The sequence below is a fragment of the Micromonospora sp. NPDC049060 genome, from assembly GCF_040649055.1.
Taxonomy (GTDB): Bacteria; Actinomycetota; Actinomycetes; order Mycobacteriales; family Micromonosporaceae; genus Micromonospora; species Micromonospora reichwaldensis.
In genome coordinates, this window is sequence record NZ_JBEZEV010000133.1 from 1 (window position 1) to 12,042 (window position 12,042).

General features: G+C 70.5%; 9 protein-coding genes and 1 pseudogene. 7 read left to right on the forward strand and 3 right to left on the reverse strand.

Annotated features, from left to right (window positions below; genetic code table 11):
- Positions 1-26 precede the first annotated feature (26 nt).
- A complete protein-coding gene (locus AB0B83_RS28885; RefSeq protein WP_357580804.1) occupies positions 27-839 on the reverse strand; it encodes an SDR family oxidoreductase in 813 nt (270 codons plus the stop codon).
- 170 nt (positions 840-1,009) lie between these two features.
- On the opposite strand from AB0B83_RS28885, the gene AB0B83_RS28890 reads away from it, so the two are divergent.
- The 5 genes from AB0B83_RS28890 to AB0B83_RS28910 are packed head-to-tail and all read left to right on the forward strand — an operon-like array spanning position 1,010 to position 7,965.
- Positions 1,010-3,802: a sialidase family protein gene (locus tag AB0B83_RS28890; protein WP_357580805.1), complete on the forward strand. Its 2,793-nt coding sequence runs from the start codon at positions 1,010-1,012 to the stop codon at positions 3,800-3,802.
- Positions 3,803-3,828: 26 nt separating this feature from the next.
- A complete protein-coding gene (locus tag AB0B83_RS28895) occupies positions 3,829-4,683 on the forward strand; it encodes a carbohydrate ABC transporter permease (RefSeq protein WP_357580806.1) in 855 nt (284 codons plus the stop codon).
- A 2-nt stretch (positions 4,684-4,685) separates the two neighbouring features.
- Positions 4,686-6,020, forward strand: a complete 1,335-nt coding sequence (locus AB0B83_RS28900) for a sugar ABC transporter substrate-binding protein (RefSeq protein WP_357580807.1) — start codon at positions 4,686-4,688, stop codon at positions 6,018-6,020.
- Positions 6,017-7,057 carry an ABC transporter ATP-binding protein gene (locus tag AB0B83_RS28905; protein ID WP_357580808.1) on the forward strand — a complete coding sequence of 347 codons (1,041 nt, stop codon included), beginning with the start codon at positions 6,017-6,019 and terminating at the stop codon, positions 7,055-7,057. The genes AB0B83_RS28900 and AB0B83_RS28905 overlap by 4 nt, the downstream gene beginning before the upstream one ends.
- Positions 7,058-7,095: 38 nt before the next feature.
- Positions 7,096-7,965, forward strand: a complete 870-nt coding sequence (locus AB0B83_RS28910) for a sugar ABC transporter permease (protein ID WP_357580811.1) — start codon at positions 7,096-7,098, stop codon at positions 7,963-7,965.
- Positions 7,966-8,071: 106 nt separating this feature from the next.
- Here the strand turns inward: AB0B83_RS28910 and AB0B83_RS28915 are convergent, their stop codons facing one another.
- Positions 8,072-8,929 carry a hypothetical protein gene (locus AB0B83_RS28915; protein WP_357580809.1) on the reverse strand — a complete coding sequence of 286 codons (858 nt, stop codon included), beginning with the start codon at positions 8,927-8,929 and terminating at the stop codon, positions 8,072-8,074.
- Between AB0B83_RS28915 and AB0B83_RS28920 the strand changes: the two genes are divergently transcribed.
- Together AB0B83_RS28920 and AB0B83_RS28925 are read left to right on the forward strand one after the other, a co-directional pair.
- On the forward strand, positions 8,915-9,856 hold the full coding sequence (locus AB0B83_RS28920) for a polymorphic toxin-type HINT domain-containing protein (RefSeq protein ID WP_357580812.1): 942 nt from the start codon (positions 8,915-8,917) through the stop codon (positions 9,854-9,856). The genes AB0B83_RS28915 and AB0B83_RS28920 overlap by 15 nt on opposite strands.
- 71 nt (positions 9,857-9,927) lie before the next feature.
- A complete protein-coding gene (locus AB0B83_RS28925; protein WP_357580810.1) occupies positions 9,928-10,401 on the forward strand; it encodes a hypothetical protein in 474 nt (157 codons plus the stop codon).
- Between the two features lie 134 nt (positions 10,402-10,535).
- On the opposite strand, the pseudogene AB0B83_RS28930 reads toward AB0B83_RS28925, so the two are convergent.
- Positions 10,536-11,772: pseudogene (locus tag AB0B83_RS28930) on the reverse strand (IS701 family transposase).
- Positions 11,773-12,042: the final 270 nt, after the last annotated feature.

Consider the following 12,042-nt stretch of genomic DNA (forward strand, 5'->3'; position numbering starts at 1 on the left):
CCGGGGCGCCCCGGCGCGGCGGCGCCTCACCCCTGTACCGAGCGCCAGTCGTGCGACTCCAGCGCGTTGGCCTGCGGGCCCATCATCAGCATGCCGCCGTCCACCGGCCAGGACGCGCCGGTGACGTACGCGGCGGCGGGCGAGGCGAGCAGCGCGACCACGGCGGCCACCTCGCGCGCGTCGCCGGGCCGCCCGACCGGCACCCCGGGACGTTCCTCGGTGAACGGGTCGACGTCCTCCTGGCCGGTCATCGGCGTGGCGATCTCGCCCGGGGCGACCGCGTTGACGGTGATCCCGTCCGCCGCCAGCTCCTGCGCCATCACCTTCGTCAGCAGTCCGAGCCCGCCCTTGGCGGCGCAGTACGCGGCCGAGCCGACCCGGGGCGCGTGCTCGTGCACGCTGGTGATGTTGACGATCCGTCCGCCCAGCCCCGCGGCCCGCATCCGCCGCGCGGCCCGCTGCCCGCACAGGAACGGCCCGTCGAGGTCGACGGAGAGCACCTCGCGCCACTGCTCCCAGCCGGTGTCGACGAAGGGCGTGGACGCCCCGGTGCCGGCGTTGTTGACGAGCACGCCGAGACCGCCGAGCCGGTCGGCCAGCTCGTCGACGACCGCGTCGGCGCCCGGCAGCCGGGTCAGGTCCAGCTCGGCGACCTCGCAGCGCCGGCCGGCGGCGCGTACCTCGGCGGCGGTCCGCTCGGCGCCCCCGGCGTCGCGGTGCCAGGTGACGCCGACGTCGAAGCCGGCCTCCGCGAGGGCGACGGCGCAGGCCCGGCCGATGCCGGAGTCCGCGCCGGTGACGATGGCGATCCGCGGATAGTTCTCGTAACGCGATGGCATGCCGGCGCACTACCCGTTCCATGCGAATGCAACCATGCGTCGATCCCCGTCCATGCAGAGGATTGCCTGCGTCGATGCGCTCTGTCATTCTCCACCGTGGACGCTGCCAGCGGCGGTCGGCATTCCGGAGGGTCGCGCTGAGTGGCGCCGTCATCTGCCGGAGGGACCTCGTGAAGCGCAGACGTCGTCATCTGCTCGCAGGACTGGCGGTCGGTGCCCTGGTGGCGTCGACCGGTCTCATCGGAATCCACTTCGCCGGCGCCGAGGTGCCGACCCCCGTCGCCGCGGCCGGCGACGGGGAGATGCCGGGCGCGCTCGGCGCCCACATGGAACGGCTGCGCCAGGCCGTGCCGGGCAGCGACGGCATGTCGCCGGACGGGCCCGGCAACGCCGCGCAGCAGGAGTTCCTGGAGCGCGCGTACCCGGCCGACACGATCAGCATCGCCCAGGTCGACCGCTCCAAGTCGGCGTACGCCGCCGCCGAGCGGCGCGCCGGCGGCACCCGGGGCTGGACGAACATCGGCCCCAGCGAGGCGCTCTACCCGTTCACCGAGTTCCGCAACGCCGGCAACTACGTGCCGAACGCGTACGTCGCGGGCGGCCGGGTCACCTCCATCGACATCGCCCCGGACTGCAACGCCCTGCTCTGCCGGGCGTACGTCACGCCGGCCGGCGGCGGCGTCTGGGGCACCCTCAACGTCCTCGCCGCCGAGCCCAAGTGGTTCTACCTGGGTGGGCCGCTGGGCATCAACGCGGCCGGCTCGGTCAAGATCGACCGCAACGACAAGACGGGGCTGACCATCTACGTCGGCACCGGCGAGGCCAACACCTGCGCCTCCGGCTGCGTCGCCGGCGTCGGGCTCTACAAGTCCACGAACGGCGGCGTCACCTGGAAGGGCCCGCTGGGCAAGGACGCCCTCGCCGGCAAGGGCATCGGCGAGATCACCGTCAAGCCCGGCGACCCGAAGACGCTCTACGTCGCCACCACCACCGCCCTGCGCGGCATGTCCGGCTCCTGCTGCACCGGCGTCACCCGGCCCGTGCCCGACGCCGAGAAGTGGGGCCTCTACAAGTCCACCGACGGCGGCGCGAACTGGAAGTTCATCCACAACGGCTCGGCCGACGCGACGCAGTGCACGGGCAGCGCCGCCGAGTACGGCAACACCGCCACCTGCTCGCCGCGCGGCGTGCGCTACGTCAAGCTCGACCCGCGCGACGCGGACACCGTCTACGCCTCCTCGTACGCCCGGGGGGTCTGGCGCTCGACGGACGCCGGCGCCACCTGGACGCAGATCAAGCCCTCGCTCAACCCGGCGGTCTTCCAGACCCGGGCCGCGATCGACGTGACCGCCCTGCCGAACGGCAAGACCCGCATGTACGTCTACGAGGGCAACCTCGGCAACCCGTACTCGCGGCTGTTCCGCAGCGACGACGTGGCCGGCGGCGCCCCCGCGTTCGCCGACCTGAGCAGCGCCAACCCGGCCGACCCGGGCTACGCCACCTACAACCAGTGCACCGGCCAGTGCTGGTACGACGTGTTCGTGCACACCCCGGCCGGGCACCCGGACATCGTCTACACCGGCGGCTCGTACGTCTACGGCGAGACCGTCGCCCACAAGCGGGCCGTGGTGCTCTCCACCGACGCCGGGGTCAGCGGCACCGACATGACCTTCGACGGCACCGACGAGCTGCACCCCAACGGCCTGCACCCCGACCAGCACGCCCTGGTCACCAACCCGCGCAACCCGTACCAGTTCTTCGAGGCCAACGACGGCGGCGTGATGCGCTCCAGCGGCCAGTTCGTGGACCGGTCGGCCTGGTGCGACAACCCGGACCGCAACCTGACCACGCAGGCGCAGAAGGACCGCTGCCGGCAGATGCTGTCGAAGATCCCGTCGAAGCTGGACGGCATCAACAAGGGCATGAACACGTTGCAGTTCATCAGCCTCTCGGCCAGCCCGCACGACCACCGGCTGCTGCAGGGCGGCACCCAGGACAACGGCACCTGGGAGAACAAGGGCGAGCGCCGACGCTGGGTCAACACGATGATCGGCGACGGCGGCGCGTCCGGCTTCGACGTCGGCAGGCCGGAGTTCCGCTTCCACACCTTCTACGACGCCTCGCCCGAGGTGAACTTCGCCAACGGCGACGTGGGCAGCTGGATCTCGATCTCCGACCCGGTCTTCGGGCACCCGGGCACCCTGTTCTACGCGCCCGTGGTCAGCGACCCGAAGGTCAGCGGGACGATCTTCGCCGGCACCTCGCGCACCGTCTACCGGACGAAGACGTTCGGGCTGGGCGACCGGAGCCTGGCCGAGGCCGACCGGATCTGCAACACCTGGACCGGCACCTTCGAGGCGCAGTGCGGCGACTTCGCGCCGCTGGGCACGGTCAACCTGACCGACGCCGCGTGGGGCGACCGGGCCGGCGGCGCCGTCTCGGTCGTCGAGCGGGTCGCCTCCGACTCGTCCACGGCGTACGCGGCCACCAGCACCGGCCGGGTCTTCGTGTCCCGCAACGTGGACGCCGAGCCGGCCTCGGCGGTCACCTGGACGCGGATCGACACCGCCACCACGCCGAACCGCTTCGTCACCAGCGTCCACGTCGACCCGGCCGACCCGGCGCGGGCGTGGGTCTCCTACAGCGGCTTCAACTCGAACACCCCGGCCACCCTCGGGCACGCGTTCGAGGTGCGGCTGGCGGGCGCCGGCGCGACCTGGACCGACCGGTCGTACGACTTCGGCGACCAGCCGATCACCGACCTGGTCCGCGACGACGTCACGGGCACCCTCTACGCGGCCACCGACTTCGGCGTGCTGCGGCTGGCCAAGGGCGCCACGACCTGGGTGAAGGCGGCCCGGGGCATGCCGAACGTGGAGGTGGCCGGGCTGACCATCGTGCCGGGCAAGCGGGTGCTCTACGCCGCCTCGCACGGCCTCGGCGCCTGGCAGCTCACGCTCTGAGGCAGGCGACCATCGGCGACGACAGGGTGCGGGGCCGCGCGCGCGGCCCCGCACCGCTGCCCGGGGCGGCCGGCCGCGCCTGGCGGACGCTCGGCGCGGCCTTCGTCCTGCTCGTCTTCGTGCCACCGTTGCTGCTGCTGGTCTCCGGTTCGCTCACCGAGCCGGGCCTGCCGCCGCCGCCCACCCCGCAGCTCGTGCCGGAGCCGGTCTCCACCACCGGCTACCGGCAGGCCGTCGAGCTGGGCGGGTTGCTGCGCGCCTCGCTCAACTCGGTACTGGTAGCGGTCGTCGCCGTGCCGCTGAGCGTGCTCGTCGCCTCCCTGGCGGGCTTCGCGCTGGCCCGGATCGCCCCGCGCGTGACCGGCGTCGTCGTGGCGGCCTCCCTGGTCGCGCTGATGGTGCCGGCAACGGCGCTGCTCGTGCCCCGCTTCGCGATCTTCCGGATGCTCGGCCTGACCGACACCCTGGTGCCGCTGGTCGCCCCGGCGTTGCTGGGCACCTCGCCGCTCTACGTCCTGGTCTATTTCCTGGCGTTCCGGGCGCTGCCGACCGATCTCTACGACGCCTGCCTGGTGGCGGACCTGTCGCCGCTGCGCACCTGGTGGCGGGTCGCCCTGCCGCTGGTGCGCCCGGTCACCGCCGGCCTCACCGCGCTGACCTTCGTGCTCACCTGGTCGAACTTCCTCGACCCGCTGGTCTACGTCTACGACCGCGACCTGTTCACCCTGCCGCTGGCGCTGCGCTCCCTGTCGGTGCTGGACCCGACGAACTTCCCGGTGTTCCTGGCGGGCGCGGTGCTGGCCACGGTGCCGGCGCTGGCCGTCTTCGTGCTCGCCCAGCGGCGCTTCCTCCACCACGACGACCCGACGGGACGAGACTGACGATGCGACCGACGACGCGACCGAAGGCCCTGCTCGCGCTGCTGCTCACCGCCGTGCTGGCCGCCACCGGGTGCGGCTCCGGCGCCGGGTCGTCCGCCGACGGGCCGGTGCGGCTGCTGGTCTTCGGCGCCCCCGAGGAACTCGCCGCATACCGCACCCTCGTCGAGGCGTACGAGAAGGCCCGCCCCGGCGCCGACGTGCAGCTCGTCGAGGCCAGCGACCGCAAGGACCTGCTGGCCCGGCTCGCCACCTCGGTGGCCGGCGGTGCCCCGCCGGATGCGTTCCTGATGAACTACCGCTTCTACGGCCAGTTCGCCGCCAAGGACGTCATCGAGCCGCTGGACGACCGGTTGGCCGCCTCCGAGGCCGTCGACCCGGCCGACTACTACCCGGTGGCCTGGAATGCCTTCCGGTGGCAGGGCCGGCAGCTCTGCCTGCCGCAGAACGTCTCCAGCCTGGCGGTCTACTACAACCGCACCCTGTTCGCCAAGCACGGCGTGCCCGAGCCGAGGGCCGGCTGGACCTGGAACGACCTGGTCGCCACCGCGACCGCGATGACCCGCGACTCCCGGGGCGTGGTGGTCAAGGCCACCGAGAGCGAGGGCGCGGCGCTGCGCCCGGCCGTGCACGGCCTCGGCGTCGAGCCGTCGATCATCCGGCTCGCCCCGTTCGTCTGGTCGGGCGGCGGCGAGATCGTCGACGACCCGGCGAAGCCGACCCGGCTGACCCTGGACACCCCGGCTGCCCGGGAGGCGCTGAAGAACCTCGTGGACCTGCGGCTGGCGTACGGGGTGGTGCCCACCGACGAGGAGGTGGAGGCCGAGGACGACGAGTCGCGCTTCGCCAACGGCCGGCTCGCCATGCTGATGAGTTCCCGCCGCTCCACCACCACGTTCCGCTCGATCACCGGCTTCGAGTGGGACGTCGCGCCGCTGCCCGTCTACAAGGAGCAGGTCGGGGTGCTGCACTCCGACGCGTACTGCATGACCCGGGGCGCGAAGCACAAGGACGCTGCGTGGCGGTTCCTGGAGTTCGCCATCGCCGAGGAGGGGCAGCGGATCATCGCGGCCACCGGGCGTACCGTCCCGTCGCACATCGGGGTGTCGCGGTCCCCGGCGTTCCTCAGCCCGGCCCAGCCGCCGCGCAGCGCCAAGGTCTTCCTCGACGCCATTCCCACCGTCCGGGCGCTGCCGACCGTCTCCACCTGGCCGGAGATCGAGGACGTCACCTACGGCATCCTGGAGAACGCCATGCACCGGGGCGACCGGCTCGACGACGTGATCCGCGACCTCGACCGGCAGACCCGGCCGATCTTCGCCCGCGGGGAGCACGGGTGAGCGATCCGGGCCTCGCCCTGGCCGGCGTCTCGGCCGCGTACCGGGGCGCGACCGTGCTGCACGAGGTGGACCTGGCCGCCGCCCGGGGCGAGCTGCTGGTGGTGCTCGGCCCGTCGGGGGCCGGCAAGTCGACGGTGCTGCGGGTCGTCGCCGGCCTGGAGCCGGTCACCGCCGGGCGGGTCCGCATCGCCGGCCGGGACGTCACCGCCGAGCGTCCGGGCCGGCGCAACGTGTCGATGGTCTTCCAGTCGTACGCGCTCTTCCCGCACCTGAGTGTCGCGGAGAACATCGCCTTCGGCCTGGAGGTACGCGACACGCCCCGCGCGGCGGCCCGGGAGCGGGCCCGCGCGGCGGCCGAGACGGTCGGCTGCGCCGGGCTGCTGGACCGGCGGCCCGGGCAGCTCTCCGGCGGCGAACGGCAGCGGGTGGCGCTGGCCCGGGCGCTGGTGCGCGAGCCGGACGTGTTCCTGCTCGACGAGCCGCTGTCCAACCTCGACCAGGCGCTGCGGGTGCAGATGCGCGCCGAGCTGCGGGCCCTGCACGACCGGCTGGGCGCGACGATGGTGCACGTCACCCACGACCAGACCGAGGCGCTGGTGCTCGCCGACCGGATCGCCGTGCTGCGCGAGGGGCGCATCGAGCAGGTCGGCACCCCCGACGAGATCTGGCGCACCCCGGCCACCACCTTCGTCGCCCGCTTCGTCGGTTCCCCCGCGATGAACCTGCTCCCGGCCGACGGTCCGCTGCGCCCCGACGGCGCCCCCGCCCCGGGGGCGGACCACGACGGGATGGAGATCGGCTTCCGGCCCGAGGCGGTCGTCCTGGGCGCGACCGACGGCGCGCCGGCCACCGTCGACCGGGTCGAGGTGGTGGGCGAGGACGCGTACGCGTACCTGAGGCTCGCCGGCGGGCACCCCGTCGTCGCCCGGGTGCCCGCCGCCCGCCGGCCCGGCAGGGGCGCGCCGGTACGCGTCGGCGTGCGCTGGGCCGACGTGCACGTCTTCCACGCCGCCTCGGGCCGCCGGTACGCCCCGTGACGACGACCGACCGCCGCTCGCGCCGGCAGTTGGCGCTGATGCTCACGCCGTACCTGGTGGGGCTGGTCGGGCTCGTGCTGCTGCCCGCCGCCGTCACCCTGGCGCTGGCCTTCACCGAGTACGACCTGCTGCGCCCGCCCCGCTGGGTGGGGCTGGACAACTTCGCGGCGCTGCTGGACGATCCGGTGTTCCGGGTGTCGCTGACCAACTCGCTGGTCTTCGCGCTGGTGGCCGTACCGCTGCGGGTGCTCCTCGCTCTCGGCCTGGCGCTGCTGCTGCACCGCCGCGCGGTCGGCGTCGGCGGCGCCCGCACGGCGGCGGTGCTGCCGACCGCGGTGCCGGAGATCGCCTACGGGCTGCTCTGGCTCTGGCTGCTCAACCCCCTCTACGGCCCGATCAACCAGCTGCTGCGCACGGGCGGGGAGAACGGCCTGACCGCGCTGGGACGCACCCCGCCGCAGTGGCTCACCGACCCGACCGACGCCCGCGCCGCGATCGTGCTGATGAGCCTGTTCACCATCGGCGAGACCTTCGTGGTGCTGCTGGCCGCCCGCCGCGCGCTGCCCCGCGACGTCTACGATATGGCGGCGATCGAGGACGCCACCGGCTGGGACGTGTTCCGCCGGGTCACGCTGCCGCTGATGGCGCCCGTGCTGGGGCTGCTGGCGGTGCGCGACGCCATCCAGAGCCTGCACTTCTCCTTCGTGCCGGCCTTCGTGGTGACCGACGGCGGCCCACCCCCGTACGCCACCACCTACCTGTCGCTGTTCGTCTACCGCACTGGCTTCGAGTACCTGCGTTACGGCTACGCCGCCGCCGCGACCCTGGTGATGATCCTGCTGACCGTGGCGGCGGTGCTGGTGCAGTGGCGGCTGATCCGCCGCTACCGCGCGTTCTATGGAGTGTGACGGACCGACCTCCGGATGATCCGGCCGTCGGCCCGGTGACGATCGGAGTTGGACGATCTGTGGTGGTGCCGCAGCCACGCCTTGTCGGCTGCGGCACCACCTTCGATCAGGGAATCTCCGTCCAAGGATCGAACGCGGCTCCCACACTCGGCTGGTCGGTCGCGTAGATCCTGTTGCTGGTGCTGCGGCCCAACAGGGCTATCGCGCCATTTCCGTCGAGCACCACGCTCGGGTCACTCGCAAAGCCGTCCGCCGGCGGGGCAGCCCCCATCGTGGCCCAGGTACCGAAGCTTCCGCCGACGGTCGACTGCCCGACACCCCAGACCTTTCCGTCCGTGCCGCGGGCGTAGATGACGATCTTGTTGGTGCCGGTCAACAGCACTGCCGGGTCGCCCGCGGCGGTCGGTTGTCCCGAGCCCGCAAGCGACCAGGTGCCGAAGGCGGCGCCGGCGGACGGTTGCCCCACACCGTAGATCTTTCCGTCCGCGCCGGTGGCGTAGAGCACGAGGGTTCCGTTCGCTCCCAGCAGCGCGGCCGAATCACCGACGAATCCGGCGGCGGGTCCACCGGCACCGGTCGTCAGCCACGTGCCGAACGCGGCGCCGGGCGAGGGCTGGCTCACCCCGTGCATCTTCTTGTCGCTCCCGCGAGCATAGATGGCGATGGCTCCATTGGCGGCCTTCGTGACGAAAGGACGGCCGGTGACACCGGATCCGCCCACCCCGATCCGCTTCCAGGGGCCGAAGGCCCCGCCAGCGGTGGTCTGGTTGGTGCCCCAGACCCAGCCGTCCGCGGCGCGGGCATAGATCGCAAGGGTGTTGCTGGTGGTGAGCACGATGCTGGGATCGCTCGCGAAACCGGCTGGAACGAGCAGCGGGGTGCATGGTTCGGCCGCAACTTCGGCATTGCAAACGACGTGCTGATGGCGCAGGAAGAACGTGCCTTGGCCATGAACATCTGTCACGAAATGGGCCGTCCTGACGGGTGCCAGGAATGGATCGAGGAACTCTACAACCCCTACATCGGCTCTTTGGCGGAAACTCTGCCCGACGGCGACTTGTTCGGAAGGAGGGGTGGTTCACGGGGGCGTGGCTCTGGACGGGGTCTAGAGCTTACGAGCGGGGGTGAGAGCTGCAACTGCGGCTGCAAGAGCTTCAGCGGTGACACAAAGGTGATCATGGCCGACGGGTCGACCAAGCGGCTCGATGAGATCGAGCCCGGCGATGAGGTAATGGCCTCGGACCCGGAGGCGGGTGAGCGTGGACCGCGAGTCGTCACGCACGTCTGGGTCCACGCGGATGACCTGATCAGGCTCGACTTGGTGGGCGCCTCGATCGTGACAACTGAGGACCACCCCTTCTGGAACCACACGGACCGCGAGTGGCAGCGCGCCGACGAACTCGACGCAGGTGACCTTCTCAAGACCGCAAACGGCGGAACGCGGCCCGTCATCGGACTTCGCTTGGTCACCGGCCACACCGGGCTGGCCTACAACCTGACTGTCAGTGGTATCCACACGTACTATGTGCTGGCGGGGGCTTCGCCGGTGCTCGTCCACAACAGCAACTGCGGAATTGGTCGAGGGCTGATCGGTGACGAGAGGTCGGATCACATCCTTGAGAATCACAGGTACCCCGGGGCGGCGGGTAAGGACCATTTCCCGAAGGGATGGTCTGATGACCGGATTCTAAACGCGGTTGCTGACGTAGTGACGAGTCCAAATAGTCAAAGGACTTGGTACAAGGGATCTGCTGTGCATGCTGAGAGAACTCTGAAGACCAGAAAGGGAGAACCTGCGGTTCAGAATGTTGTCGGGACCGTAGGGGGAGTGAGAATTCTGGTGCGTTACGAGCCTCTCACGGGAAGGGTGCTCACGGCATTTCCGCACTGAGGAAATGGTTCACTCCGATCCGAGTGCGCCACTTTGATCATTGGAGGGTCATGGAGAGAGATGCGGATCTCATGAAGATGCTGCGGTGTCTGGATGATCCTGAATGGCCAGAAGCTCCGGCTGGCTATAGTGCGGCCGAGGCTGCAGCTTCATTCAGCCGCCTGGCTGTACAGGTCGGTTCTCGCTTCTCGGCGCGTTGTGTACTCGATCAAAACATCCAGGACTCCGCACAATATGGGCGGATCGAAGTGCCGGGGGAGGCTACAGTTTGTGGGACGAGGATCGTTGTCCTGGTGAGCAAGTTCAAGCCGTTGGCCATGGTAGCGGCCGATAATCCTGGCGCTTTTTTGAGTACGGATGAAGCTCGTGCTGACGGTGAGCTTGACGTAAGTGACCTTGAGACGGTAGAGCAAGCTCTCGCTGAATCGGGGTACGTCACGATTCCGGAAGAACTTCTTACGACTCGCTATGACGGATCCACTTGCTTGCGTTTCCATGGTTCTGGGGAGCCGAGTTGGTGGGATCGGTTCTTCGGTTCTTTCTGAAGGGTTCCGAGTGTCGGGCTCATGACGTTGGTGCTCATGGACCCGCATCGGATTCGTTATCCGATTCCACCCGGCAGCATCTATGGCAAGCACCTTGCAGTCGCAAAGATTAGTACTCCAGCCGAGGATCGTGATCACGGCTCGATGAGGGCTTGTCGGGCGTAGTGGCTGGTCATGGCTCTGGCTTGGTGGCGGCGTCGGCGGATTGACCAGAGCAGCGGGTCGCAGCGTCGGCGGGTGGGTTCGATGATCAGGACGTGGAACAGGTGGCGTAGCTCGTTGACAGTCAGCGGGATCAGCCCGACCGGCTGGTAGCGGTGGCGGTGCTCGGCGGTCGCGGCGACGAGGAACGCGTGGGCGAGGATCGCCAGGGTGCTCCAGCGGTGCCAGGAGGTCCAGCGGCGGTGTTGGTGCTGGTCCAGGCCGAGGCCGGTCTTCGCGGCTTGGAACGATCCCTCGATCTTGCAGCGGCGGCCGGCGACCGCGACGAGAGTGCGCAGGGCGACGACCTCTGGTGACCAGCAGCGGTAGAAGGCCGGTGCGGCGGCTGCGGCGGATCAGCAGCCAGTGGTGCCCGCCGTGGGCGTCGGTGGCATGGGGCAGGGCGATGAAGGCCCAGTCGTAGTAGCGGTGGCCTTTCGCGCCTCGACCGGCGGACATCCGCTGCCAGGCGGTGTCGGGAAGCTCGGCGGCGAGGGCGTCGACGCGGTAGACGCCGAGGCCGGTGATCACCTGATGTGAGCAGGCCACGGCCAGGACATAGCCCAGTCGTAGCTGACGCAGCCGGGCGGCCAGCCGCGGGTCGCTGCCGTAGGCCTCGTCGCCGGCCGCCCATCGGCACGGCAGCCCAGCGGTGACCGCGGCGGCGATCATGCGGGCCGCCAGCTGCGGTTTCGTCGCGAAGCGCACCTGCTCAGGAACACCGGCCTCGGCGCGGCGATCGGGATCGTCGCACCACGACTTCGGCAGGTAGAGGGCCGTGTCGAGCATCGCGTGCCCAGCCTCGGTGGCATATACCAGGTGCACGGCGAGCTGACAGTTCTCGATCTTCCCGGCCGTGCCCGAGTACTGCCGCTGCACCCCGACGGTGTGCCGGCCCTTCTTCAGATCACCCGTCTCGTCGATGACCAGCACGGCCTCAACATCACCGAGATGCTCACCGACGAACTCGCGGACATCGGCACGAACCTCGGCGTCGTCCCACGTCACCCGGGTCAGCAGGTCCTGCATCCCGTCCGGGCCGGCGTCCCCGGCGTGCTCAGCGATGCTCCAGCAGTTCTTCCGCGGTAGCGGCGCCAACAGCCCGCGGACGAAGTCACGCACCCGGCGGCGCGGCTCGGGCCTGCGGAAACGCCGCCCGACCGTCACCATCAGCTCGTCGAACAACACCCGCCACCGCTGGGCGTCTACCCTGTATCCGGCAGCCACCGCTGCGTCATGGTCAGTCCACACAACCGTCCATATCGACGGTGGCTGCCCTCCTACCCCCAACCGCACCAAACCGCAGCTCAGTCGAGGTCAACATCCCCGGCTGGAGCATTAGCCTGGGACTGCGTAGATTTCCGTGTTTGACCTGGGTGTGGTCCGTTGGACAGGACGTCGATCCTGTCCGGGAAGGACCACGTCATGGCAGACAAGAAG

Coding starts and splice junctions, on each gene's coding strand:
- AB0B83_RS28885 (WP_357580804.1), bottom strand. CDS start 839: ATGCCATCGCGTTACGAGAACTATCCGCGGATCGCCATCGTCACCGGC.
- AB0B83_RS28900 (WP_357580807.1), top strand. CDS start 4,686: ATGCGACCGACGACGCGACCGAAGGCCCTGCTCGCGCTGCTGCTCACC.
- AB0B83_RS28910 (WP_357580811.1), top strand. CDS start 7,096: ATGCTCACGCCGTACCTGGTGGGGCTGGTCGGGCTCGTGCTGCTGCCC.
- AB0B83_RS28920 (WP_357580812.1), top strand. CDS start 8,915: ATGAACATCTGTCACGAAATGGGCCGTCCTGACGGGTGCCAGGAATGG.
- AB0B83_RS28925 (WP_357580810.1), top strand. CDS start 9,928: ATGAAGATGCTGCGGTGTCTGGATGATCCTGAATGGCCAGAAGCTCCG.